This is a genomic window from Pantoea sp. ICBG 985 (assembly GCF_002928365.1).
Classification (GTDB): Bacteria; Pseudomonadota; Gammaproteobacteria; order Enterobacterales; family Enterobacteriaceae; genus Pantoea; species Pantoea dispersa.
Genome location: NZ_POWM01000003.1, coordinates 415,275 through 440,869 on the forward strand (window position 1 = coordinate 415,275; position 25,595 = coordinate 440,869).

At 52.4% G+C, this 25,595-nt stretch carries 27 protein-coding genes; 14 read left to right on the forward strand and 13 right to left on the reverse strand.

Annotated features, from left to right (window positions below; genetic code table 11):
* The first annotated feature begins 31 nt into the window (after positions 1-31).
* Together C1Y42_RS11395 and C1Y42_RS11400 are read left to right on the forward strand one after the other, a co-directional pair.
* A complete protein-coding gene (locus tag C1Y42_RS11395) occupies positions 32-1,465 on the forward strand; it encodes an MFS transporter (RefSeq protein WP_104093477.1) in 1,434 nt (477 codons plus the stop codon).
* 3 nt (positions 1,466-1,468) lie between these two features.
* Positions 1,469-2,683, forward strand: coding sequence for an acyl-CoA dehydrogenase family protein (locus C1Y42_RS11400; protein WP_104093478.1), 1,215 nt, complete (start codon positions 1,469-1,471; stop codon positions 2,681-2,683).
* Between the two features lie 102 nt (positions 2,684-2,785).
* On the opposite strand, the gene C1Y42_RS11405 is transcribed toward C1Y42_RS11400, so the two are convergent.
* Entirely contained in the window at positions 2,786-3,295 is a 510-nt protein-coding gene (locus C1Y42_RS11405; RefSeq protein ID WP_104093479.1) for an ATP-binding protein, read from the reverse strand.
* Between the two features lie 375 nt (positions 3,296-3,670).
* Between C1Y42_RS11405 and C1Y42_RS11410 the strand changes: the two genes are divergently transcribed.
* The 4 genes from C1Y42_RS11410 to C1Y42_RS11420 all read left to right on the forward strand — a co-directional run bounded on the left by C1Y42_RS11410 (position 3,671) and on the right by C1Y42_RS11420 (position 6,649).
* Positions 3,671-4,204 (forward strand): hypothetical protein, encoded by a 534-nt coding sequence (locus C1Y42_RS11410; RefSeq protein ID WP_104093480.1) that lies wholly within the window; start codon positions 3,671-3,673, stop codon positions 4,202-4,204.
* Positions 4,205-4,286: 82 nt separating this feature from the next.
* Positions 4,287-4,574 (forward strand): hypothetical protein, encoded by a 288-nt coding sequence (locus tag C1Y42_RS23430; RefSeq protein ID WP_146068795.1) that lies wholly within the window; start codon positions 4,287-4,289, stop codon positions 4,572-4,574.
* Positions 4,575-4,774: 200 nt separating this feature from the next.
* On the forward strand, positions 4,775-5,908 hold the full coding sequence (locus tag C1Y42_RS11415) for a glutathione-independent formaldehyde dehydrogenase (RefSeq protein WP_104093481.1): 1,134 nt from the start codon (positions 4,775-4,777) through the stop codon (positions 5,906-5,908).
* 474 nt (positions 5,909-6,382) lie between these two features.
* Entirely contained in the window at positions 6,383-6,649 is a 267-nt protein-coding gene (locus C1Y42_RS11420) for a hypothetical protein (RefSeq protein WP_072208583.1), read from the forward strand.
* Positions 6,650-6,870: 221 nt separating this feature from the next.
* On the opposite strand, the gene C1Y42_RS11425 is transcribed toward C1Y42_RS11420, so the two are convergent.
* The 5 genes from C1Y42_RS11425 to C1Y42_RS11445 all read right to left on the reverse strand — a co-directional run bounded on the left by C1Y42_RS11425 (position 6,871) and on the right by C1Y42_RS11445 (position 10,021).
* Positions 6,871-7,365 (reverse strand): anti-virulence regulator CigR family protein, encoded by a 495-nt coding sequence (locus tag C1Y42_RS11425; RefSeq protein WP_104093634.1) that lies wholly within the window; start codon positions 7,363-7,365, stop codon positions 6,871-6,873.
* Between the two features lie 285 nt (positions 7,366-7,650).
* Entirely contained in the window at positions 7,651-7,962 is a 312-nt protein-coding gene (locus C1Y42_RS11430) for a hypothetical protein (RefSeq protein WP_088517478.1), read from the reverse strand.
* Positions 7,963-8,155: 193 nt separating this feature from the next.
* Entirely contained in the window at positions 8,156-8,851 is a 696-nt protein-coding gene (locus tag C1Y42_RS11435) for a DJ-1/PfpI family protein (RefSeq protein WP_104093482.1), read from the reverse strand.
* A 229-nt stretch (positions 8,852-9,080) separates the two neighbouring features.
* A complete protein-coding gene (locus tag C1Y42_RS11440; protein WP_104093483.1) occupies positions 9,081-9,434 on the reverse strand; it encodes an NUDIX hydrolase in 354 nt (117 codons plus the stop codon).
* On the reverse strand, positions 9,428-10,021 hold the full coding sequence (locus C1Y42_RS11445; RefSeq protein WP_021508782.1) for an NUDIX domain-containing protein: 594 nt from the start codon (positions 10,019-10,021) through the stop codon (positions 9,428-9,430). The genes C1Y42_RS11440 and C1Y42_RS11445 overlap by 7 nt, the downstream gene beginning before the upstream one ends.
* A gap of 80 nt (positions 10,022-10,101) precedes the next feature.
* Here C1Y42_RS11445 and C1Y42_RS11450 point away from each other — a divergent pair, with 80 nt between their 5' ends.
* Positions 10,102-10,851 (forward strand): DeoR/GlpR family DNA-binding transcription regulator, encoded by a 750-nt coding sequence (locus tag C1Y42_RS11450; RefSeq protein ID WP_104093484.1) that lies wholly within the window; start codon positions 10,102-10,104, stop codon positions 10,849-10,851.
* Positions 10,852-11,004: 153 nt separating this feature from the next.
* Here C1Y42_RS11450 and C1Y42_RS11455 read toward each other — a convergent pair whose 3' ends face one another.
* From C1Y42_RS11455 to C1Y42_RS11485, 6 genes are all read right to left on the reverse strand, one after another.
* Complete coding sequence (locus C1Y42_RS11455) at positions 11,005-11,241, reverse strand: hypothetical protein (RefSeq protein WP_072208584.1); 237 nt, start codon at positions 11,239-11,241, stop codon at positions 11,005-11,007.
* 411 nt (positions 11,242-11,652) lie between these two features.
* Entirely contained in the window at positions 11,653-12,195 is a 543-nt protein-coding gene (locus tag C1Y42_RS11465) for a GNAT family N-acetyltransferase (RefSeq protein ID WP_104093486.1), read from the reverse strand.
* 194 nt (positions 12,196-12,389) lie between these two features.
* Positions 12,390-13,010: a LysE family translocator gene (locus C1Y42_RS11470; protein WP_104093487.1), complete on the reverse strand. Its 621-nt coding sequence runs from the start codon at positions 13,008-13,010 to the stop codon at positions 12,390-12,392.
* A 188-nt stretch (positions 13,011-13,198) separates the two neighbouring features.
* The gene (locus C1Y42_RS11475; protein ID WP_104093488.1) at positions 13,199-13,636 is read right to left on the reverse strand and encodes a VOC family protein; all 438 of its coding nucleotides are present in this window, start codon (positions 13,634-13,636) and stop codon (positions 13,199-13,201) included.
* 510 nt (positions 13,637-14,146) lie between these two features.
* Positions 14,147-14,557 carry an ASCH domain-containing protein gene (locus C1Y42_RS11480; protein WP_164861081.1) on the reverse strand — a complete coding sequence of 137 codons (411 nt, stop codon included), beginning with the start codon at positions 14,555-14,557 and terminating at the stop codon, positions 14,147-14,149.
* 153 nt (positions 14,558-14,710) lie between these two features.
* Positions 14,711-15,613: a DMT family transporter gene (locus C1Y42_RS11485; protein WP_104093489.1), complete on the reverse strand. Its 903-nt coding sequence runs from the start codon at positions 15,611-15,613 to the stop codon at positions 14,711-14,713.
* Positions 15,614-15,707: 94 nt separating this feature from the next.
* Between C1Y42_RS11485 and C1Y42_RS11490 the strand changes: the two genes are divergently transcribed.
* The 6 genes from C1Y42_RS11490 to C1Y42_RS11515 all read left to right on the forward strand — a co-directional run bounded on the left by C1Y42_RS11490 (position 15,708) and on the right by C1Y42_RS11515 (position 23,882).
* Positions 15,708-17,042, forward strand: coding sequence for a PLP-dependent aminotransferase family protein (locus tag C1Y42_RS11490; protein WP_104093490.1), 1,335 nt, complete (start codon positions 15,708-15,710; stop codon positions 17,040-17,042).
* Positions 17,043-17,515: 473 nt separating this feature from the next.
* Positions 17,516-18,502 (forward strand): autoinducer 2 ABC transporter substrate-binding protein, encoded by a 987-nt coding sequence (locus tag C1Y42_RS11495; RefSeq protein WP_104093491.1) that lies wholly within the window; start codon positions 17,516-17,518, stop codon positions 18,500-18,502.
* Between the two features lie 253 nt (positions 18,503-18,755).
* A complete protein-coding gene (locus C1Y42_RS11500; RefSeq protein WP_104093492.1) occupies positions 18,756-20,276 on the forward strand; it encodes a sugar ABC transporter ATP-binding protein in 1,521 nt (506 codons plus the stop codon).
* Positions 20,269-21,258, forward strand: a complete 990-nt coding sequence (locus tag C1Y42_RS11505; protein WP_021508774.1) for an ABC transporter permease — start codon at positions 20,269-20,271, stop codon at positions 21,256-21,258. Before C1Y42_RS11500 ends, C1Y42_RS11505 begins: the two co-directional genes overlap by 8 nt.
* A gap of 1 nt (position 21,259) precedes the next feature.
* The gene (locus tag C1Y42_RS11510) at positions 21,260-22,213 is read left to right on the forward strand and encodes an ABC transporter permease (protein ID WP_058758909.1); all 954 of its coding nucleotides are present in this window, start codon (positions 21,260-21,262) and stop codon (positions 22,211-22,213) included.
* Between the two features lie 28 nt (positions 22,214-22,241).
* Positions 22,242-23,882 (forward strand): FGGY-family carbohydrate kinase, encoded by a 1,641-nt coding sequence (locus C1Y42_RS11515; protein WP_104093493.1) that lies wholly within the window; start codon positions 22,242-22,244, stop codon positions 23,880-23,882.
* Positions 23,883-23,937: 55 nt separating this feature from the next.
* Here the strand turns inward: C1Y42_RS11515 and C1Y42_RS11520 are convergent, their stop codons facing one another.
* Entirely contained in the window at positions 23,938-24,345 is a 408-nt protein-coding gene (locus C1Y42_RS11520) for a Rid family hydrolase (protein ID WP_104093494.1), read from the reverse strand.
* Positions 24,346-24,596: 251 nt separating this feature from the next.
* On the opposite strand from C1Y42_RS11520, the gene C1Y42_RS11525 reads away from it, so the two are divergent.
* Positions 24,597-25,535: a GlxA family transcriptional regulator gene (locus C1Y42_RS11525; protein ID WP_104093495.1), complete on the forward strand. Its 939-nt coding sequence runs from the start codon at positions 24,597-24,599 to the stop codon at positions 25,533-25,535.
* Positions 25,536-25,595: the final 60 nt, after the last annotated feature.

The following is a 25,595-nucleotide window of genomic DNA, read 5'->3' on the forward strand; positions in this document are numbered from 1 at the left end:
ACCTGCACAACAAAAACAGACGTGAGGCGTTATGAGTACTCTTCCTTTAGAAAACACCTTGCCGGCTTCGCAACCGGTACGTTCGGTCAGTGATGTGGCAAGGCTGATCAACACCCGCAGTAGCAAAAACAACTATGCGCGCATGATTGTGTTTCTCGCGTTGGGTGGCGTGTTCCTCGACGCCTACGACCTGACCACACTGTCGTACGGCATCGATGACGTGGTGCGCGAGTTCCAGCTATCGCCGTTCACCACCGGGCTGGTCACCTCATCCATCATGGTTGGCACCATTGTCGGCAACCTGATTGGTGGCTGGCTGACGGATAAGTACGGCCGCTATTCGGTGTTCATGGCCGACATGCTGTTTTTTGTCGTATCGGCGATTGCGGCGGGCTTAGCACCCAACGTCTGGGTGCTGATTGGCGCGCGTTTCCTGATGGGCGTTGGCGTGGGCATCGATCTGCCGGTGGCGATGTCTTATCTGGCGGAATTCTCTAAATTCGCTGGCAAAGGTAACAAAGCCGCACGGCTCGCGGCCTGGTGCCCGATGTGGTATGCGGCTTCCACTGTGTGTTTCCTGCTGATTTTTGGCCTCTATTTTCTGCTGCCTGAAGATCATCTCGACTGGCTGTGGCGCGCCTCGCTGCTGTTTGGCGCGGTACCTGCGCTGTTGATCATCGCGGTGCGCAGTAAGTTCATGAATGAATCACCGTTGTGGGCCGCGAATCAGGGCGATCTGACCTCGGCGGTGCGTATCCTGCGTGATTCGTACGGTATTCATGCTCACGAAGCAGAACCGGAAACGCCACCCGCGGCGGCGGCGCCGAAGGTGAGTTTTCGCGTACTGTTCCAGAAGCCGTGGCGTGAACGCACCCTCGTTGCCGGCGTAATGAATATCTGTATTTCGTTTGAGTACACCGCCATCGCCTTCTTCCTGCCGTCGATACTGGCGCAATTTCTCGGTGCCGGTGTGTTCGAGACCATCTCAGCTTCGCTGGGGCTGAACGCGCTGTTTGCCTTTACCGGCGGGCTGCTGGGGATGCGCCTGGCGTGGAAATATCCGTCACGCCACGTGGCGATCGCTGGCTTTGCGCTGCAGTTTTTGGCGCTGGTGGCGCTGGCGTTGATTGGCCACCCGCAGGCGCTGGTGGGCATCGTGTTTGCGGTGCTGATGCTCGGACTGTGGCTGTTTGCCGAAGGATTCGGGCCGGGCGCACAGCTGATGGTCTATCCGGCGCTCTCGTATCCCACCTCGATTCGCGCGACCGGCGTCGGCTTTAGCCGTGCGCTGTCGGGCATCGGCAGTGCGCTGGCGCTGTTCATTCTGCCGATTCTGCAGGCGGCGCTCGGCACCAACATGTTCTGGGTGGTATCGCTGGCCGCCATCATTCCGATCTTTTTCCTGCTGGCGGTGCGTCACGAACCGACCCGCCACGACATCGACGACCTTTCCCCTCAGGAGTAAAACATGAGCATTCTCTCTACCGGTACTGACTATGACACGCTGGCGGCGCACTTCCGACCGCTGTTTGCCCGCATCGCGGCGGGCGCGGCGGAACGCGAGCGTACGCGTACCTTGCCTTATGAACCACTGCAGTGGCTGAAGGAGGCCGGCTTTGGCACGGTGCGTATTCCACAGCAAAAAGGTGGCTGGGGCGCCTCGCTGCCGCAGCTGTTTCAGCTGTTGATTGAACTGGCGGAAGCGGATTCCAACCTGCCGCAGGCGCTGCGCGCGCACTTTGCTTTTGTCGAGGACCGGCTCAACCAGCCGGACAATGCGGAGCGCGACGCGTGGTTTCGCCGCTTTGTTGATGGCGAGCTGGTGGGCAGCGGCTGGACGGAGATTGGCAACGTCAGGCTGGGCGACGTGATCACCCGCGTTACGCCTGCCGCCAATGGCTGGACGCTGAATGGCGAGAAGTTTTACAGTACCGGTGCGCTGTTCGCCGACTGGATAGATGTTTACGCGCGCCGCGATGACAATCAGGGTGACGTGATCGCGCTGGTCAATACGCATCAGCCGGGCGTCACGCGTGAAGATGACTGGGACGGATTTGGCCAGCGCCTGACTGGCAGCGGCACGACGCGCTTCGAGCACGCGCATGTGGAGACGCAGCACGTATATGATTTTGCCACGCGCTTCCGTTATCAGACCGCGTATTACCAGCACGTGTTGCTGGCAACGCTGGCGGGCATTGCGCGCGCGGTGGCGCGGGACGGCGCGGCAGCCGTTGCCGCACGCAACCGCGTTTACAGTCACGGCAACGGAGCGGCCTCGCGGCAGGATGCGCAGGTGCTGCAGGTGGTGGGCGAGATCACCAGTCTGGCATTTGCCGTCGAAGCCACGGTGATTCGCGCTACTCATTCACTGCAATCAGCGTATGAAGCGCACTTGAGTGCCGATGAAGCGGCCATCGCCGCCCTCAATAACCTGGCGGAAGCCGAGGCCGGACAGGCGCAGGTGATCGCCAGCGAGCTGGTGCCGCGTGCTGCCACCGAACTGTTTAATGCGCTTGGCGCGTCGGACACGCGCGTCAGCAAAGCGCTGGATCGTCACTGGCGCAATGCGCGCACCGTCTCGTCGCATAACCCGGTGATCTACAAAGCGCGCGACATCGGTGACTGGAAAGTCAACGGCACGCCGCCAACCGGCATCTGGCAAATCGGCAGGGGAGAGGGGTAACCAGCCTTGATGAACAAACGGCGCCGTTATCGGGCGCCGTTTAATGGCGCAGAATCCGGCTGCGTCATGGAATTAGCACCTCATAAGCCGCAACCCGGCGGCTTAAGAGCGGTATTCAATAATATTGAAACCTTCATCAGCCGCTGGTGCTGAGAAATAACGGCTTATGATTTCAAACTGATCATCTGAAGCGGCAAAATCGTGGGTGCCTGCTGCGTTACGGGCACGTAATCGGCTCTTACACACCTCATCAGGGACGTTAAGGAAATGCATCTGGTTAGCAGCCCCTGATGCTTTGATGATACTCATCATCCATTCACGACTGGCGGGTGTATTAGCCGGAAAATCCAGGACTACCGACATCCCCGCGTTAAGTAATGACACCAGATGCGGTTTCATGGCATTTCTGAGCTTAGAGGAATACTGCACGTAATCCGCGACCGAGTGCATTTCATCGGCATAGAGCGCTGCAAGCCAGCGATCCTCACTGATAATGAGAGTATGTGGTGCAGCGCCTAATTTTGCGGATAACGTAGATTTACCCGACGCAATTTTTCCACATAACAGGTGAAGCGTGGGTTTATCAGGTGATGCGACATCGGTGGTGTTCATGGCAGACCTCACTGGTTGATTACCGGTAAGGCCCGCCTTACCGGCGGGAAAATGGCAAACGTTATCCCACCTGAACGTGCAAGGTGATAATAATGATTGCGGAAGACAGAGCTGAGCAAGTTTTCATCGTTTTAAACTAACAGGTTAAGTCTCAATAATCACCTGATGCTTTGCTTTAGCTGTGATGGCAGTGTGTTGTTGATAGCAGAGTGCGCAGGGGGGAGGGCCGTTTGGTGCCGGGAGCGGACATTGTTCAGATGTCAGGCAGGTATATCAGGGACAGATTATCCCCGGATGGCTGGCTTAATATCTGTTAAAGATTTCACACCCACAGGCCGATAAAAACAGGAGCGACAGAAACGTAAGGAGATGCGCATGTATGGAAAACTGGTTATTACAGGAATAATAGTAACGTTGTTAAGTGGATGTTCGGCTGGGTTTAGGCCTTCTCTGGAAGACTATAAAGGTTCAGATGCAGCCAGGGTTCGTGCTGCATCTGAGGGCAATACAGCCCTGCAATTTTACGAAAAACAGCCGAGTGGCTGTTATAAAAAAGTTTTAGAGCGCCGGATTACAGCTGGTCTGGCTATTCTCGGTATTCCTGTGTCAGGAAATAAAAAAATCGGAATGCCAGAATCAAGTAACAATAAGGGGGCTTTCATAAATGAATTTACGATCAAGCCGGGGCAACTGATAAGTATAATTCATTACTGGACTCAGCCGGGCTACTACCAAAATACAGAACGATCTGTCTCCACCAGATTCATTCCTCAGCCAAATCATGATTACGATATCGTCGTCACTGGCTCAGAATTTGGCGGGGATAGCGTATCGGTGAGAGATCTGGATCCAGGCGCTAAGATAGTTGGCTGGGAAGGCAATTACTGCCCCTCCGGTATATTTGATTAATTGCATGACGCTGGTCACCGTGTGTACGCTTAAGCCCACCCTGGAGTGGGCTTTTTTTATGTGGTAATAAAAGCGCCTGCTTATGCTGGAAGTGCGTCGGGGTTCAGGAAAAATCAATGACGATAAGCGCACGGCAAATACTGCATTCAGGATGAAATGCAAAAATAATGATGAAAGCCGCGGCACTCAGCAAGGTGCGCTTTTCCTTCAGGATAAACGCCAGTCCGGACAGCGCCGCACCTGGTCGCTGGATAAAAAGCAGGGAATAGCAGGGCGGATGTTGAGGGCAATAGCGGTTACGGGATTCAGCACAAGGCTAAGTCAGCGTAGCGGTGTGGTGCGCCAGGGGCCTGGAAGAAGGGGGAGATAAAGGGCGTTTAGCGAAACGGTGCTTACAATTCATAGAGTTACATAATATTAATGCTCCCGGGCGACTTCATGCGCTGTTCTACACTTACACATTCAATCAAGCCGTTTGATTGAAAAAGCAGCATCACTGAGAGGGAGGCGACCGCAAAGCGTCACGCAGCCGCAGCCTTCATAACTGATCATGCACGTGAGGAGAACATCATGAAAGCAGTTGTCTATAACGGACCTTTTGACGTTTCAGTCAAAGAGGTTCCGGATCCCAAAATCGTTCGCCCTACCGATGTGCTTGTCCGTATTACCACCACCAATATCTGCGGTTCGGATCTGCATATGTACGAAGGACGAACCAGCTTCGAACAGGGTCGCATCTTTGGCCATGAAAATCTGGGGCAGGTCATTGAAATCGGCAGCGCGGTTGAGCGGGTCAAAGTTGGCGATTATGTCTGCCTGCCCTTTAATGTCGGCTGCGGATTCTGTGAAAATTGCGAGAAAGGGTTAACCGGCTACTGCCTGACGGCAAATCCGGGTACGGCCGGTGCCGCCTATGGCTTTGCTGAAATGGGCGAATGGGATGGCGGACAGGCGGAGTTACTGCGTGTTCCCTATGCTGACTTTAACTGTCTGGTGCTGCCGCCGGATGCGGTAGAAAAAGAGGAGGACTACGTTTTACTTTCCGACATCTTCCCCACCGGCTGGCATGCCACTGAACTGGCAGGATTGCGCCCCGGAGAGAGTGTGGCAATTTACGGCGCAGGCCCGGTCGGCTTGATGGCGGCTCACTCGGCCATGATCAAAGGCGCATCGCAGGTGTTTGTGGTTGATACCCATCCGGACAGACTGGCGCTGGCCGAACAACTGGGTGCAGTAGCGATCAATGGGGTGGGCGATGAGGCAGTAAACAAAATTCTCGAGTTAACCGACGGGCGCGGCACGGATTGCGGTTGCGAGTGTGTGGGATATCAATGCTGCAATAAACATGGCCACGAGGATAACTCAGCCACGCTTAACAGCCTTGTCGCGTCAACTAAGGCCACGGGCGGCATCGGTGCGGTCGGCGTTTTTGTTCCGCAGGATCCCGGAGGCGCGACCGACCTGGCCAAAGAGGGTAAAGTGCCATTCGATTTTGGGAATTTCTGGTTTAAAGGTCAGTCAATCAAGACCGGTCAGTGTAATGTCAAAGCGTACAACCGCCAGCTCGCAAGGCTTATCCATCAGGGCAGAGCCAATCCGGCGCAGATCATCTCGCATCGTCTCGCTCTGGCAGATGCTGCCGAAGGCTATAAGCATTTTGATGATCGTGACAATGGCTGGACGAAAGTTATTCTGAAACCCTGAAAGCCAGGTAACTCAGAAGAGCTAAGACACATTCAGGCGGTGGGAAGAGGGAGAACGAAAACTGCCTGTCTGTGGCTGGCTATCTCTTGCATGACCACATTAATGACATATCAGCGTAAATCCGGCAGAGATTTGCCCACTGCTCATCCAGTTTGATGCACATGCGCAGCATCTCTTTCGCAAGGCACGAAGCCGCACAAAGATCACCTGACACAACAGGGCGATATCAAGCTTCGAGGCATTTTGGCCATCGTCTGACAACATTCCTCCTCAGCTAAAGTTATTTATCAGGCATGAAAGAGATAACGGATTATTCAACTTTGTAATAACCAAATTTTTTTAATTATCATTTTTATAATTCGCAAATATCCGCGATGAGCGAGAAGGGAACACAACATTTAAGTAATAATCGTGCGAGGGAGCCAAACGCCTGGTATTATAGCCATATAAATGATCATGACGGAGAAAAGGCTAATGAAAATTACACTTAAAAAAGAAAATGGAACATCCGAAACACAGGATGTTGCGTCTTTGATTATCACATTAAGTAATGGTGAAACTGTTGAAATTAGTGACGAAAGCCAGCAGCGTCCGTCACATCTTTCGGAAGGAATTACGGTGTGGGGAGGAAGCATGCCGAAAGAAGGCGCCTCCATTGACGACCTCAGGGCTTCAACGCGATCATTAGGTATTTATCCCCTGGCCGCTAATTTGATTCACCTTTTCCCACTCAGTAAATAGCCGCTAAATACAGCAGTATGTGAGTTTCGTCTGGGGGCATTTGAGTCGGATAATCGTAAACATCGGCTTTTGCCATAGAACGAATTGACGAACAGACCGATGTCCGCTTTGAGCGAAAAGCGGACATCATCCGTTTGGTTTGCAAGCAATTCGGGAAACAGGTTGTTTGCGTATACATGACTTTGCCGGCGATCTCTTTTAGCCGGGCTTGCAGTCTGTGGTTAGTTGAACACACCGTTAATCACGGCGGTCACAACTGCTGTGCTCAACGCAATAAGCACTAAATCATCTCCAACCGCGCGCCACTCGTAGCCGGGGTAGTAAGGCAGCGCATTTATCATGGATGCTGGCAAATTTTTCTTAGCAATACCCGGTGGCAATGCTTTCCCACGCGCCACTTTCTTAGCGATTCCCGGTGGCAGAGATTGATAGCCTACCAAACCATAGTTGACGGCGAGCGCTCGTGCCTGAGAGAAGCTGATATCAGATTGAACATGATCGGGGTGCCGGGCGTTCTTGCGATGTCCATGTTCGTTTTTCGACGATGCGTAACCCTGCTCTTTATTTCCGTGCGCGCCATTATTACCGTGATTGCCATTGCCATTGCCATTGCCATTGCCATTGCCATTGCCAGGGTTTGCATAAGCCGGTGCAACAAAAACGGCGAAACCAATCAACAGAGCAAAGGTTGTTTTGAGCGTGCGTTGCGTGAGCATGACAAATGTCCTTAATAGTATGTATTGCCTTATTGAAATATAGAACGAGGCGGCAATCTTAACCATCACCTCATTCCTGAAATATCAGTAATGTAATAAGCCGGACATGTCTGGGACTCACTCTGAACGCGGGCATTCCACTGCTCAGCCTCTGAACCCAGGGGTGCGCCTGCCGGTTCGTGACTATTGAGAGAAATGTCCGCTCGTCGCGCAAAGCGGACATTGACGCTTCGAATCAACTTAGAGACGAATCAGGACAACCGTTAAGTCGCCCTGAAAAGGGGGCTAAAGCGGTAAAACGGTTTCCACGGTGTGCTGAAAAACGTATGGATCTGAAAGTAACTCAAATTGTTCGTCATCCGGATACGTCACTGCCACGTGATAGTTTTCTCCCGCGAAAGTCTTTACTGACTGCAGATCCTTCCAGTAAGTTGCCAGAAAGAAATGCTCCCAGTCACCCTGTGTTTCTCTGCGCACATAAGCGCCTATATTCCCGGCAATGCTTCGTGAATGTTCCACACCTGTCTTCTCAAGGTGTTTCGCAAAATCTTCAGCGTGTTTAAGCGGAACACAACCGTGCCAGGTTCTTACAATCATTCGCCTTTCCTCTTAATGTGGCAAGGAGGTAACCCTATCATCGCAATCCACTTAACGGTGTAATTTCTGAAGGACGAGTTGTTTAATACAAAATAAATTTATGACGACCGAAGCCTATTTACTCTTACCTGTATGTCCGTTTTTCGCTCATCGAGGCATTCGTCGGTGGGGAAGTCCGCTCCGTGCCGGCCCGTTATTTCTGTAGTCTGGCTGCGGCTTTCAGCGTCGCCTGCCGCCGCTTTTCAATAAATGGCGCAACCTGTTGCTGAGCTTTTTTCAGCTGTTCTTCAGATGCGGAGCGGGGCGAGCCACAGTCAAAGGGCGGGGCAGGGTCATATTCCATATGCAGCTGAATGTTTTGCGCGATATCCGGTCCGAACATCTCTGATACGACGCTGAGGGCAAAATCGATACCTGAAGTCACACCGGCGCCCGTTATACGGTTGCGGTCGCGTACAACACGCTCATTTACTGGCTCTGCGCCCAATAGCGCCAGCTGATCCAGCGAAGCCCAGTGCGTCGTCGCTTTATATCCCTCAAGAAGCCCGGCCGCGCCCAGCACAAGCGATCCGGTGCATACTGACGTTACCAGCTTCGCCTGTTTACTTTTAGCCCGGATAAACGACAGGACTTCTTCATCCTCCATCAGGTTTATCTGCCCCGGCCCGCCGGGAATACATATTATATCCAGCGCGGGACACGCGTCGAACGTGGTGGTTGGCTGAATCGCCATCCCCCGGTCTGACACCACAAGGTCCAGATTTTTCCAGATGAGATGCACTTTCGTGTCTGGTGCCCGCGCAAAGACTTCAAACGGACCGGTCAGGTCAAGCTGCGTAAGCGCAGGGAACAGCAGCAGACCGATGGATGTAGATGCAGAATCACGCATAAATAATGCCTTCATTGTGTGCCAGCAGCCGACATCGCTGCGGTAAGTTATGAATCACTGCAACAGACGATGCAGAGAAACCGCCATCAGCAATAGTGGCATATTTCCCCAGCATCAATGAGTTTGTTTTATTCGCGAAAAATACTCGTGTTTGAATGACGGCGACAAGCCAAATGTCCATAAGCCTGAATGGCCGCGCTGGCATCGTCGCCATCCAGTGAAAGCATAATCACCCGATCGGAATCTCATCTATGTCAGTATAAATTTTTAACCCGCGTTCTCTGCCAATCCGTATATCGTTATCGGCGCCGTGCGACGCGCCCGGCATACGTAAGATCGCGTCGCAATGTTGAATAAGCCGATGTGCAACCGGATAAAGATAAGCCTCACTGATTTCATCACCGATTGCCTTTGAACCTGCGGCGGCGGCAAGAGGTAATGCCAGCCATTCTCCAATCACCGGCGTATGCCCTCTGTGATAAACCTGCAGAGCGGCTTCATCTAATTTTTGTATATTGGCGTGAATTAAGGCCGGGTCTCCTTCGGTGCCGCTGCGCACAGGGCCGGCAATCAGGATCAGCATGGTATTGGCTCCTCAAAATGGACATTCATGGCAACGTATTGCAGTAACATGATGGTTTTCGCATCCATAATCTCCCCGCTGCGAATTGCGCTCAGGGCCTGAGTCAAAGGCCATTCCAGTACTTCAATATCCTCGCCCTCATCGGCAAGGCCACCGCCTTTGCTCTGGCGATCGTCATCAGCATATTCGGCGATAAAGAAATAGAGTTTCTCGGTAACCGAACCCGGACTCATAAAGGCTTCCATGACTTTTTCAATATGCTGCACCCGGTAACCGGTTTCTTCTTCTGCCTCCGCGACAATGCGGGTTTCCGGCGAAGCGTTATCGAGCAGCCCGGCAGCCGCTTCAATCAAAAAACCTTGGTGACCATTAATGAAAACCGGCAAGCGAAACTGGCGGGTCAGCACCACGCTGCGCTTTTGGCGATTATAGAGAAGCACGACGGCACCATTACCGCGGTCATACGCTTCACGTTGCTGCTTCTGCCACGAGCCGTCACGGCGCTGCAATTCAAAGGTGTATTTTTTCAGGGTGTACCAGTTGTCGGACAACAGCTGCTCACGGATATTGCGTATTTTCTGCTGCATAGCTTGCCTCCTGAAGATGACAAAACAGACGCTATCATGCATAATCGTGCAAATTCAAGAAAAAACGTGAGCGGGTAATTATGCTATCAAGCCAGCGAAAACAACAGATTCTGAAGATTCTGGCGGCTGAAAATCAGGTGATGTCAGGTGAGCTCAGTCAGCGTTTCGGCATATCCGAGGACTCAATACGCCGCGATTTGCGCGAGCTGGCCGCTGAAGGACTGTTACAGCGCGTGCACGGCGGCGCGCTGCCGGTGTCAGCCGCGCTGGCATCCTTCGAAAAACGCAAAAACGTGCAAATGAGTTCCAAGCAGTGTGTGGCGCAAAAGGCGGTGAAGCTGATTCAACCCGGTCAGGTAGTGATTATTGACGGCGGAACCACCACCGCAGAACTGGTGCAGTTGCTGCCAGCAGACCTGGCTTTCACGGCGATCACCCACAGCCCCGGTATTGCGGTTGCGCTGGTGGATTTTCCGCGGGTAGAAGTGATAACCCTGGGCGGGCTGCTCTATCGCCACTCGGTGGTCGCGGTGGGATCGGCTGTCCATGAGGCGGCTGCGCGTATTAATGCTGATCTGTTTTTCATGGGCGTTACCGGCGTGCATAAAACCGCCGGCCTCACGACCGGCAACTATGAAGAGGCCGGCATAAAGCGCGCGCTGGCGGGGAGAGCCGCCGAGACCGTTGTCATGGTGTCAAAAGAGAAACTCAATTCCGCCTCCGCCTTCGCGATTGGGGATCTGGATCTGGCCAGTGCGCTGATTGTCGATGGCGAACCTGATAAAGAGCTGCGCATGGCTTTAAAGCAGAAGCATGTCTCGCTGTTGTAGTGTTCTACGCTGCCTTTTTGACGCATCTGCGAAACAGATCGGTTCGTGATTGTGCATGACCTGCATGGCAAAGCTGTGAATGTCCGTGACCTGCCCCAAAAGATTGATACACCGCGTTGTCAGTAATATCCGCAGATCGCTCAAAGCTGAAACTCACCAGAGCCAACGCCGTTTTGGCTCTTGCCAGGCCCCCTGCCAAAGGTCAAAACGCTTGAGTTGTTCAAGTTTGTGTAGAACGACATCTTCACCTACGGATGAGAGAGTTCGCTCTGGAATTGAAATGCCGAAAAGGCCTTCAGCAATAGCGAATATTTCACAACCTGATGTCAGTGAGCCCAAAGATTTTTCTATCTTCTTAAGATCAGCTTTTACAATTAACTGAAGTCCCATCAGAATTTAAACTCCACAATTGCTACCTGCTCGAATGCTTCTTTAATCTGGGCCAGGACCAGGTCGGAGATCGATTGTCCTCTGATATCATAGACGACCCGACAAGTTTGAATGTGCGATGGAAGTTGCGATAGTCCATAGGATATTCTGGCAATATTATACGCAATACTGAGTTTTATTGATTCCGGAGATGCCAGGCTGTGGCTGGCTACAAGTATAAACTCTCCATGAACTTCATTAATAAAATCCGGGACGAACATTACACCTCCCTTTTATTACCTTCACCGATTTCTATCAATTGAATGTCTTTACGTCAGAATTTATCATAACAGTTATCCTTCTCAAAAATCGATGTACGTTCTTAGCTCATAGTGGACTTAACATTATGTAGTCAAAAGATGTAACCATGCATCAAGGCTGTCGTTTTAACCTTTTCCATTGCTCGAGAGTCAGAGTGAACATCAGGTTAGCCGGTGGGTCCTCAGGATTGTCTATCCTTTGGTTAAACAACAGACCTGCTTTTTCAAGAACGCGGCGAGAGGCGATATGATTTTCGCGTGTAACTCCGACAATTTCAGGAAGTTTTAGCTCGTCGAATGCATATATTAAAGCGCGACAGGCAAGCTCGGTTGCATAACCTTTCCCCCATGATTCTGGTTCAAACCGGTAGCCCAAATTATTCGTTTGTCGGCCATTGAACTGACTGACAAATACACCTCCAAAGCCAATGATCCTTTCTGGATCCGCCTTTTCAGAAACAGCCCAGTCGTCAAACCCATAACGCTCACGATCTGCGGTTCGCTGCAGGATAACATTACGACTATGCTCAATGTCCCGATGAGGACCCCTCGGGTTAAACGCGTGAGTTCTGATGTCACCGTAAATGCCAAACAGCGCATCCAGATCGGACATTACTACTGGTCTGTAAAGCAGCCTTTCTGACTCCCAGTACATTACTCTCTTCATTCCATGTAAGTGATTTGTTTAAACACATTAATATGTGAGACATAGGCTGAGAAGCATTTCTTTGAAACCTTTCAGCACTGATATCAAAAGCTGTCTACCCGGTTTCTCTGTAGGGACCGTATGATGCGGTTGCTGACGTCCGCTTTGTGCCAGAAGCGGACGTTTTCAGCCAGTCCTGCCAGCTATCTTGTGCTCATAGCAAGTTTAGCCGCGAAGCATAAAAATAAGCCCCCTGTTGCTCTGTCCATCATCTGGACAACGCGATTTTTCTTCAAAATAGCTGACGCAAAATGCGTGCTTAAAATGAGTGTGACTGACCATATAGTCCCAATCGCCACGTGGATGCTGACCAGGATAAAAGTCCATATCAAAGGAGAGTGACCGGCAGGTATGAACTGCGGCAAAAAGGAGACATAGAAAATGCCCATTTTAGGGTTTAGCACATTTCCCAACATTCCTCTGATAAACCAGTTCCCCTGAAAACCATTGTCATCATCGCCATCACTGAAAGATGATCGGGGACGTATCAGCAGTTGTAAACCCAGCCAGCTCAGGTAGACCGCGCCACAAACTTTAAGCACCGTATAAGCCATTTCTGAAACCACCAGAAGTGCACCAAGGCCTAATGCGACCAACGCCCCCCATAAAAAACAGCCAGCATCAATGCCAAGCGCAGCGTGAAAAGCCTTTTTGCCGCCCTCTGCACAAGCAGTGCGCAAAATAAGTGCCGTATCAAGGCCGGGGGTCAGGGTAAGTAACAATGCTGCGAGAGAGAATGCGAAGAGAGAATCGTTAACAGTCATTTTCTTTGTCCGAAAGAGCAGATGTTAATCATTTAGTTCCCTGTAATCAATCTAACAAATATCAGTTTTAAGTGTCCGCTTTTCGCTCATAGCGGACCATGCTCCGCGTCTGTCCGCTTTGTGCCAGAAGCGGACTTTGCAAACATCACTGTTTCAATAAGCAGATAACGGGCTATGCCATGTGGACTTCATTGACTGTGCTCCATCAACTCTAGCGTCTGACCATCAGGGCTTTGTAAATATATTACTCTGGTTCCCTTCATGGGGCCTGACAACACTGTCTGAGGTTTACCCGGCGTCTTCCAGCCATAGTCCGATGCTTTGCTCAACAGTGTATCAAGATCTTCAACTGTAAAAGCAAGGTGAGCGTAGCCTGGGATATAAGGTGCTGAAGGTTCTGCTGGCTGCTCTATATTACTATATTGTAGTAATTCAATTTTGATACCAGCCAGTTCAAGCAAAGCCATCCGTACATCAGCTCCCCTTGCACCTGTGACTTCATCGATTATGGGTCCAGACATTTTTCCTTCGCGTATTAATTCACCTCCAAGGATATGAGTCCAGAAGAACACGGAGTCTTCAATGTTTTTAACTGAAAAACCAACGTGATTAACACTTAAGATCATTCGATTACCTGCTGAGTTTCGAAAATTGACCATCCAACTATATGAAAAGAAAGCTTTATTGCTACACAATAAATGCGATGGGATTTGTACAGGAACAAGCACTATGCAATTCAGTTTAACTATGCATTTATGATGGATACACAGCATCAGATGGATAGAAACCAGCTCCCGTTGATAAATAAGCAACCATGCTATAAGCCTTAATGCCGTTCAGTTAAGTCCCAAATTCACTTACCGCACATTTCGTAGCGGCGCGATTAATCGCGCCTACTAATAGCAGCACCGTGCCCATCAATGCTTCGCGCAATAAATTGCGCCGCTACAAAAATGTGCCTGCTGTTTACTCTCAATTGATAAGCATTATGCTATGAGCCTGCATTTTTTGTCGATAAACAGCTGATGACCGCTTCGCGCTCATAGCAGACATGGACTTGTGCTCAGTCCTCTGTAGGCTAAAAGCGGATATTATTATTGATGGCCGCCGATAAAATGCTAACTATTTGCCTGATCTTACAGCACTTCCACCACTTCAAATTCTTCAGCAATCAACTCCATATCTTCTGAAAAATGACCTTCACGGCTAAAAAAGCGCTGGTGTTCTTTCTGCCAGAATTCAAGACTTAAATCGCCTTCACCTTCTTTGCGGGCAAACTCTTCTGTTACATCACAAAAACGCACCAGCCGCAGTGAAATCAATCTGATCACACAGACCGGGGTATTCTGACCATCAAGAATAATGTTATAGCTCCCAATCTTCGGAGCAGACTCCTCCTGCTGGTAAGCGGTAAACGATCCGCAGGAAGCTGTTTTGATGCCTTTTTTTACCAGTTCTGCCAGCTTGCTGGCCAGTTCCGCGCTGTCACCCATTTGCCAGGCATCTGCGCCAGGATACTTCACTTTTATTTCCTCAACCGCAAACATGAAAATTCCCTCAATCGTCGGTGAATGAAAAGTTAAATCGTTTATAGCATGAACTGTTCCGGTATTGAGAATCAGGCTGATCGTCGCATATCGTGGTCCACTTTTTGCTCAACGCGGACACTTACGTAAATCCAGACGACAGGAGGCTAAGACCTAAAGTGCAAACCTGCGCGAGCCAACGACACACAGGATCACGCCGAGCGTTATGAGAATCATCATCGGACTTACCGTTTCAGACAGTAACGTTGCTGAAAGTCCGAGACCAAAGAATGGCTGCAGCAACTGTAATTGTCCCACAGCGGCGATTCCGCCTGCAGCCAGTCCCCTGTACCAGAAAATGAAACCAATCAGCATACTGAACAGCGATACATATCCCAGTGAAAGCCACGCCTGAAGGCTTATTTCGCCTATGTTCTCAGGCAAGGTCTCCAGGGTGGCAACAAGCATCAGCGGCAGGGACATAATCAGTGCCCAGCAGATAACCTGCCATTCACCCAATTCACGCGAAAGCTTTGCACCTTCGGCATAGCCGAGGCCACACACAACCACGGAAGCCAGCATCAGAAGATCGCCGGTTACTGATACAGAACTCTTCTGGAGTAGGGCAAATCCCATCACCAGCAGACTGCCGGCAACAGAAAAAATCCAGAAAGCCAGCCTGGGCCTGTCGCCTCCCCGGATAACGCCGAAAATAGCCGTCGCCATGGGCAGCAGACCGAGGAAGACAATAGAGTGAGCCGAGGTAACGTGCTGCAGCGCCATGGCTGTCAGAAGAGGAAAACCAACCACTACACCTGCAGCAACGACAACCAGAGAAATCAGCTGATGTCGCTGAGGACGAGCCTGACTTAAAAAGAGAATCACCATAATGGCCAGCACACCGGCAATTGCAGCGCGTGAAAAAGTCAGAAAAAAGGGATCCATTTCCCGCACTGCTATGCGTGTTGCGGGCAAAGAGCCACTGAAGATGATCACGCCTGCCAGCCCATTCAGCCAACCTGACTTCAGGCCAGTATGTGTATTTATTACCCTGGTAGCTGTCACAAATGACCTCATTAAGTTCGATAAATGATTTAACAGATAACGTTGACAGCGCCCATGCTAAGTAACAGCATCTATGACAATCAAATAATTGTCATAGATACAATCCATGAAAGCTCGATACAAAGTCATCGTGGATGAATTCGCTTCCGCGATACGAACAGGCGCGCTCCTGCCGGGCGCCCGCCTGCCTACCCACAGAGCGCTGTCGGCTGAAAAGCACGTGTCACTGGCAACGGCTACCCGCGTTTACGCTGAGCTGGAAGCCATGGGGCTGGTGAGCGGAGAAACCGGAAGAGGAACATTTGTCAGGGAAATTTCGCTGCCCGCCGGGCTGGGTTTGGATCAGTACGCAGTGGCGTCTGACGTGCTCGATCTGAACTTCAACTATCCTACGCTACCGGACCAGGCGGAACGGTTACGCCAGGCAATGCGACAGCTGGCCACATCTGGCGATCTGGCTTCACTGTTGCGTTACCAGCCGCACGCTGGCAGGCAAAGCGACAGGGAGACAATCGCGTTATGGCTCAATGCCTCCGGCATGACCGCGTCTGCTGATGAGGTTTTGATTGTAAATGGCGCGCAGCACGGTCTTAGCGTTGCTGTTATGGGGCTGCTGAAACCCGGGGATGTGGTGGCTGTAGATGCTCTGACCTATCCTGGCTTCAAAGCCCTGGCCAGCCTCTATCATCTGGAACTGGTGGCGATACCCACTGATGCCAGTGGACCGGACCTGACGGCATTCAGGCAAATCTGCCAACGCCGGCGCCTGCGCGCGGTATATACCATGCCAACACTGCATAACCCGCTTGGCTGGGTTATGAATGATGCCCAGCGCAGGGAGCTGGCCCGGATTGCCAGAACGTTCGATCTGCTTATCATCGAAGACGCGGCCTATGCATTTCTTGTCCGTCGTCCACCGCCGCCGCTTGCCACTTATGCGCCCGAAAGAACCGTTTATGTTACCGGTTTTGCTAAAAGCGTTGCCACTGGCCTGCGCGTCGGTGCTGTGGTGTGTCCCGCTGAAATGCGAATCGCCCTGGAGCGAGCCATCAGGGCAACGACCTGGAATACTCCCTCCCTCATGGTTTCGATTGTCTGCGACTGGATTAAAGATGGCACACTTAAACGCTTTGAGGCGCTGAAAAGACGGGACGCGCGTCAGCGGCAGGCGCTGGTGCGCAAAATACTTGTGAACAGTGAATGGGTAAGCCATGCCAACGCTTACTTTATCTGGCTATCACTGCCTCAGGAAGTGAGAGCTGACAGGCTTGTTCACCGATTGATGCAGCAACATATCTCTGTTGCCACAGCAGAACCCTTTAGCACCTCAAACTGTGTGCCGCATGCTATTCGTCTGGCTCTTGGCTCAGTCACGATGAATCAGCTGAGCGAGGCCCTGGCGAAAATTAAAGAGGCTATTGAGTATGAGATTGATCTTTGAGCGCTGTCCGCTCCTCGCTCATAACAAACCGTAGCTGCGTGCATGCCCACCTGCCTCTGGTGTGGATGTGGCTTACATCATGCCCGAGCATCTGCACAGGCAGTGCAAAACCTCTTCGCCTGCTCCAGTGACGCTGTTCACAATCCGTGCAATTTAAAAGACATCGCGGTGACTTTGCAGTCATAAAACCCGTTGCGGAGTGTTTTAAATGTAACATTATTGTTAATTAATAGATCTTTTAATGTTGTAAAATGGCAGCAGAAGCCATCATAAAGCTCAGAATCGTGCCACAACTTTCTCTCAATTAACTATTATTTAACATATATGATTATAAGATTTAACATTTATGGGCTTTGCTCACATTTCCTTCACATCTGCGCGAAAACCTATGTACGTGTAAGTTAATCTCTGAGCGTGAATTAAATAGCAACCGCCTGTTCCCTATACCAGAACCTCATCAGAAAGGTACCAAAATGAAATTTAACCTCGCATTAGTCAGTGCATGTGTGGTTTCAGCGTGCATGTTATTCACAACACCCTCATTCGCTGCCAAACCTTACGATATCGCCGTGGTGGCCAAAGTCACCGGTATTCCGTGGTTCACCCGCATGGAAGTCGGCGTAAAAGAAGCCGCGCAGAAGCTGGATGTCAACGCCTATCAGGTTGGCGCCTCGACGCCCGATCCGGCGCAGCAGGTCAAGGTGATTGAAGATCTGATTGCCAAAAAAGTTGACGCCATCATTGTGGTGCCAAACGATGCCAAAGTACTGGAGCCGGTACTGAAAAAAGCGCGCGAGCAGGGCATCGTGGTATTAACCCATGAATCGCCGGACCAGCAAATTGGTCAGTGGGATGTCGAAACCATCGACAGCCAGAAATATGCGGAAGCCAATATGGACGAGCTGGCAAAAGATATGGGTGGCAAAGGCGGTTATGCCATTTATGTCGGCTCTTTGACCGTGCCATTACATAATGCGTGGGCCAATGCGGCAATCAAATATCAGAAAGAAAAATACCCGGACATGCATGAAGTCACGTCACGCCTGCCGGTGGCTGAAAATATTGATAAATCATACTCCACCACGCTGGATTTGATGAAAACCTATCCTGATCTGAAAGGGATTATCGGTTTCGGTTCCCTTGGTCCGATTGGTGCCGGTCAGGCGGTTCAGAAGAAGCGCGCGAAAAACAAGATCGCGGTTGTCGGTATCGCTATGCCGGCTCAGGCTGCGCCATATCTGATGCGCGGTGACATCAAAAAAGTCCTGCTGTGGGATCCAAAAGATGCCGGTTACGCCCTGGTTTCGGTTGCCGATCAGCTGCTGCAGGGTAAAGAAGTCACTAAAGACCTGAGCATTGAAGGTCTGGGCAAAGCCGACGTCGATATGGATAAGAAAGTGATTCGTTTTAATAAAATTCTCGAAGTAACGCCAGAGAATGCGAAATCACTTGGCTTCTGATCAGAACGTTTAACACCTTAATTTAACGGAGATAGATTATCTCCAGCGCCACACCAGGCAAATAGAAACAGATACGGCGTTGTATGTTGTGCTGTATCTGAACTTCTACTAAGAAATTGAAAACATATACCCTGAATAATTCGCGTCAGGCGCGGCGAAAGTCAGTGAAATTCGATGAGATATAAATGATTCGGATAAGCGAGCATCGCCAACACCCGGCTGGAAATAGGATGGGCAGGCTTAAGGATCTATGATGAATACGCTCAGCACGTCCCCCGCCAATGCTGAGGCCTTTATCAGCCTCGAAAAAATAAGTAAAAAGTTCCCCGGCGTATTAGCACTGGATAATGTCAGCCTGACGCTGAATAAAGGTGAAGTGCATTGTCTGGCCGGGCAGAATGGCTGCGGCAAAAGTACCATAATTAAAGTCATTTCCGGGGTTTATCAACCGGAAAAAGGCGCGGCCATCACGCTGGACGGAAAACTCTTTCATACCCTGACGCCACAGCTGTCTTCTTATTACGGCATTCAGGTTATTTATCAGGATTTGTCGTTATTTCCCAATCTGTCAGTCGCCGAAAATATCGTTATTCACCGCTATTTACCGGGCGGTGATTTCTGGGTACATCGCGAGTCAATGCGCAAAAAAGCGCTGGCGGCGATGCAACGGGTCGGCGTTGCTCTGGATCCGGATCGTAAAGTTGAAAAGCTGTCGATCGCTGACCGCCAGTTAGTGGCAATATGCCGTGCCATCGCTGCTGATGCCAGTCTGGTGATTATGGATGAACCGACAGCGTCACTGACCCGCAGCGAGGTTAATGGTCTGCTGCGGGTGGTGAATGAACTCAAAGCCGCCGGTATCTGCGTGGTGTTCGTCAGTCACCGTCTCGATGAAGTGATGGAAGTGGCCGATCGCATCAGCGTGATGCGCGACGGCAAACTGGTCGGCACCTATCCGGCCAGTGAACTCGACAGCCATGAACTGGCGTTCCTGATGACCGGGCAGCGCTTCACCTACAGCCATCTGCCGCACCGGGCGCCCGCCGATGTGACGCCACTGCTGGAAATCAGCCGGCTGAGCCGCAAAGGGCAGTATCACAATATATCGCTGTCGCTGCGCCAGGGAGAAATCACGTCGATTATCGGCCTGCTCGGTTCGGGCCGCACGGAACTCTGTCTGAGCCTGTTTGGCATGAGCCAGCCGGACAGCGGAGAAATCCGCATTAACGGCAAGGTGGTGAAATTCCACTCTAACCGCGACGCCATTCGTCACGGCATCGCCTATGTGTCGGAAGACCGGCTGACGCAGGGGCTCATCATGGATCAATCCATTTATGACAACACGCTGGTATCGATTTTCGACCAGCTGCATACCGGCACCGGATTAATGGATCACCGCAAAGCCGCGGCGGTGGTTAAAGACCTGATCCGTGACCTGAACATTAAAGTCCCGGACAGCAGTTTACCGGTTAAAACGCTCTCCGGCGGCAATGCGCAACGTATCGCCATCGCCAAATGGGTGGCGACGCGGCCCCATATCCTGATCCTCGATTCACCAACGGTAGGGGTGGATATTGCCAATAAAGAAGGCATTTACCGCATTGCCCGCGATCTGGCGGAATCCGGCATGGCGGTGCTGATGATTTGCGATGAAATCCCGGAAGCGTATTACAACAGCCATCGCGTGCTGGTGATGCGCAAAGGCGAACTGGTAGCGGAGTTCGCGCCGCACCAGAGCAGCGAAGCGCAGATTGCGGAGGTGATTAATGGGTAACAAATCGCTATCGAAACTGTTTACCCAGCACGAATTCTGGCTGGGATTACTGGTGCTGCTGCTGGTGGTGGGTCTGAGCGCCAGCAGCAGTGAATTTATGACGCTGGGTAACCTGACAGACGTCGCCACCAGCTATGCCATTCTGGGCATTCTGGCCTGTGGACTGTTTGTGGTGCTGATTGCCGGCGGCATCGACATCTCCTTTCCCGCTGTCACCTCCATCGGTCAGTACGTGATGGCGAGCTATATCATTCATCACGGCGGCAGCTTTCCGCTGGCGTTTGCCATGTCGATGGGAATCGGTTTGCTGCTCGGCCTGGTAAACGGTTTTCTGGTGTACTGGCTGCGCGTGCCGGCCATCATTATCACCATCGCGACGCTCAACCTGTTTTACGGTTTGCTGGTGTATCTGACTAACGGTACCTGGTTGTACGGTTTCCCCGACTGGTTTATGAACGGGATCAGCTGGTTCTCCTTCACCGCCGCCGACGGTTACGACTATGGCCTGACCCTGCCGCTGCTTTGCCTGCTGGGGGTGATCATCGTTACCGGCGTCCTGATGAATCGCACCCGCGTGGGCCGCCAGATTTACGCCATGGGCAGCAACCGTGACGCCGCATCGCGTCTTGGTCTGAACATCCTGCGACTGCATTTTTACGTTTACGGTTTTATGGGATTGCTGGCGGGTATTGCTGCCGTGGTACAGGCGCAAATTACCCAGTCGGTGGCACCTAATTCCCTGCTCGGTTATGAACTGACGGTGCTGGCGGCGGTGGTACTAGGCGGCACCAGCATGACCGGCGGGCGCGGCTCGCTAACCGGCACCATTCTGGGCGTGATGCTGCTGGCCTTCCTGCAAAATGGCATGACCCTGCTGAGCATTTCATCTTACTGGCATCAGGTGTTCAGCGGCGCGATCATTCTGGTCAGCATTAGCAGCACCGCGTGGAACGAAAAACGCAAACTGGCGAAGGGGATGTGACATGACCACCTTAAACCGATTCTTCCCCGGCGACCGCATCATCCGTTTGCAGTTGCTGATCATTGTGGCCGTTGCCGTGCTGTTCTCCTTTACGCTGGGTGGCAGTTTTTACAGCGTCGGCAATTTCCAGTCGATCTCCTCGCAGTTACCGATTCTGGGCATGCTGGCGCTGGGGATGGGCATTACCATGCTGACCGGCGGGATCAACCTTTCGATCATTGCCGGTGCCAACGCGTGTTCGCTGGTGATGGCGGCGATTCTGGTGGCGCATCCGAACCAGCCGGAATATGTCGCACTGGCGCTGCTTGCGGGTCTGGGTGTGGCGCTGGTGATTGGGGTGCTCAATGGCGCGCTGATTGCCTTTATCGGGGTTTCACCGATTCTGGCAACCCTCGGCACCATGACACTGATCGCCGGACTGAATATTCTGCTGACCAACGGCGCGGTCATTTCCGGCTTCCCGCCGGTAATTCAGTACCTCAGCAACGGCAGCCTGCTGGGTATCCCGGTCGCCCTGGTGTTATTCCTGCTGGTGGCGCTGCTGCTGTGGGTGTTTCTGGAACACACTACGCTCGGCCGCAGCCTGTATCTGATGGGTTCCAGCGAGCAGGCGACGCGGTTCAGTGGGGTCAACACGCATAAAGTTACTATCGCGGTGTACGTGCTTTCAGCTCTGCTGGGGTGGGGCGCGGCACTGCTGATGATGTCCAAATTTAACTCGGCACAGGCTGGCTACGGCGACTCCTATTTGCTGGTGACCATTCTGGCCTCGGTGCTTGGCGGCATTAACCCTGACGGCGGTTTTGGCCGGGTGATTGGGCTGGTGCTGGCGCTCATCGTGCTGCAAATGCTGGAAAGCGGCCTGAACCTGATGGGCGTCAGTAGTTACCTGACCATGGCGCTGTGGGGTTGTGTCCTGATCCTGTTTATCGCTCTGCAAAACAGAAAATCATAAGCGAAAGCTTTTCAAGAAAGGAAAGAACATGGCGAGTTATTTTATTGGCGTCGACGTAGGAACCGGCAGCGCCCGCGCGGGCGTCTTCGACATGACTGGCCGTATGCTCGGCCAGGCCAGCCGGGAGATCACGCTCTACCGCCCGAAAGCTGATTTTGTTGAGCAATCCTCTGATGAGATCTGGCAGTCCGTGTGTAACGCGATTAAAGACGTGGTCAGTCAGGCGGATATCAACCCGATTCAGGTGAAAGGCATCGGTTTTGACGCCACCTGTTCGCTGGTGGTGCTGGATAAAGAAGGCAAACCGCTGACCGTGAGTCCGACCGGGCGCAGCGAGCAGAACATTATTGTCTGGATGGATCATCGCGCTATCACGCAGGCAGAACGCATCAATGCCACCGGCCATCGCGTGCTGGAGTTTGTTGGCGGGATTATCTCGCCGGAAATGCAGACCCCCAAACTGCTGTGGCTGAAACAGCACATGCCGACCACCTGGAGTAACGTCGGGCATCTGTTCGACCTGCCGGATTTCCTCACCTGGCGCGCCACCCAGGATACCACGCGATCGCTGTGCTCAACCGTCTGCAAATGGACCTATATCGGCCATGAAGACCGCTGGGATCCGAGCTATTTCCGCCAGATTGGCCTGGAGGATTTACTGGAAAACAACGCGGCAAAGATCGGCAGCGAAGTGAAAACCATGGGTGAGCCGCTGGGGCATGGCCTGACGCAGCGCGCCGCCGCAGAGATGGGGTTAATGGCGGGCACGGCGGTCAGCGTTTCGATTATTGATGCGCACGCCGGCAGCCTCGGTATTCTTGGTGCCAGCGGCGCATCTGGCGAATCAGCGGATTTTGACAACCGCATTGCGCTGATTGGCGGCACGTCCACGGCCCATATGGCGATGTCGCGCAGCGCGCGCTATATCGGTGGCATCTGGGGGCCGTACTATTCGGCGATTTTGCCGGATTACTGGCTGAACGAAGGCGGACAATCCACCACCGGCGCGCTGATTGACCATGTTATTCAGTCGCATCCGTGTTATCAGGATCTGCTTAAGCAGGGTAAAGACAGCGGCAAAACCATCTATGAAGTGCTCAACGGCACTCTGCGCAAGATGGCGGGTGAACCCGAGAATATTGCCTTCCTGACCAAAGACATTCATATGCTGCCTTATTTCCATGGCAACCGCTCACCGCGTGCCAATCCGACCCTGACCGGCACGCTGACTGGCCTGAAACTGTCACGCACGCCGGAAGACATGGCGCTGCATTATCTCGCCACCATTCAGGCGCTGGCGCTTGGCACTCGCCACATTATTGAGACCATGAACCAGAGTGGTTACTGCATTGATACCATTATGGCCAGCGGGGGCGGCACCAAAAATCCCATATTTGTGCAGGAGCATTCCAACGCGACGGGTTGCGCGATGCTGTTGCCGGAAGAGAGTGAAGCCATGTTGCTCGGCAGCGCGATGATGGGCACCGTGGCGGCGGGTGCGTACGACTCTTTGCCCGAAGCAATGGCCGCCATGAGCCGCATCGGTAAGACCATCACGCCGCAGACCAACAAAATTAAAGAGTATTACGACCGTAAATACCGCGTATTCCATGAGATGTACCATGACAGCATGAAATACCGGCAGCTGATGCAGGGAAAAACTGAATAAATGCGGAAGAAGCAGGGCTGTAATCACAGCCCTGTGACGTAAGCGGCGGTTGCGGTTATTTTTGCCCATCCGCCTGAAGCACCCTTTTCGCCACAATCCGCATTTCCACCAGGGCGTTTTCCGGAATGAAATCTGATACGCCGATGGCAGACCATGCCGGGTAGGGGGCTTTGATATACACATCTTTGACCTTAGAAAATATCCCGATATGTTTTTTAAGATCGATATGAAAGGTGGTCATCTCCAGTATATGTTCATAGCCCAGTCCGGCAGCGTTTAAATACACACCCAGCTTATAAAACGCATCATGGAATTGTTCTTCAGGATGGGTACTTATCGGTTTGTCTTTCCGCGCTGCCGTCACACCGGAAAGATACAGGGTGCCATCGGCTTCGATAACGGGAGAGAAGTGCCAGTCATGGTAATAGTGCTGAAATTCTTCAGGAACGATCGATTTTTTCATGGTTTTTTCTCTGGTTGATGACCTGGGCAATGGCCGCCTGTTTAAAACCCTATGCCTGGCGAACTGCCCGATCGGGTACTCTTAACATAAAACGGCGCAGAAGATCCGCAGCAGGTCGGTGTCATCGCCTTTTTTATTTTTCCGCAGGTGATACCGCTGAGCGAAATCGGGTTATTGTCATCGCTTACCCCGCTTAAGATCAGGCCGGACACAGTGTGGCAGACGGTGCCGGACGACTGAAGGAGACGACGATGCACCGGGTAGGTTTACTGATTTCCGATTATTTCCAGGTTCTGGGATTATCCACGCTGAGTATTTTTGAGTTTGCCAATCAGGTAAACGGCGAACCGTTTTACCACTGCACGGTTTATTCAGAGCGCGGTGGCACGGTGCAGTCCTCTTCCGGCTTCGGCGTGGACAGCCAGCCGATCCATGCAGAGATGGAAATGGATACCTGGCTGGTCGCAGGCGTAATGACGCCGCTGGAGCTGCCGGCCACAGCGGGCATCGTTGATTTTCTGCAGGTGCACGCACCCCGGGCCCGACGGGTGGCCGGGATCTGTACCGGCGCATTCGTGCTGGGGCAGGCCGGTCTGTTATCGGAGCGCCGCGCCACTACGCACTGGGTACATGCCCAGAGTCTGCAACTGCTGCACCCGACGACGCGTATAGAAGAAGACCGCATCTTCATTATTGACGATCACATCTGGACCTCGGCAGGACTTACCGCCGGGCTGGATATGGCGCTGGGAATGGTGGAGAAAGATCTCGGTGCCGAAGTGGCGCGCAGCGTGGCGCACCTGCTGGTCATGCATCACCGCCGCTCCGGCGGACAGACGCAGCACTCTGAGATGCTGATGCTCTCTCCGCGCAGCGACCGGCTGCAGTCGGCGCTGGAATATGCGCGCAACAATCTCAGCAAAGCGCTGACCATCGAAGACCTTGCGGATGCGGTTCACCTCAGCGCGCGGCAGCTCAGCCGCCTGTTCCGTTCTGAGACGGGCAAGTCGCCGGCCAAAGCCATTGAGGGATTACGACTGGAAAACGCCCGCTTGCTGATCGAGCAGAGCAGGCTGCCAATGGAGGTGATAGCTCGGGAATCCGGCTTCCGCGATCGCCGCCATATGCGGGAAGTTTTCATTCGCGGTTATGGCATCCCGCCGCAGTCGCTGCGCACCGGTAAAGCCTGACGCGCGCTGTCCCGCCTGAACGCCTTCTGATCATGATGGCCGGAATCCCGGTCATCATGT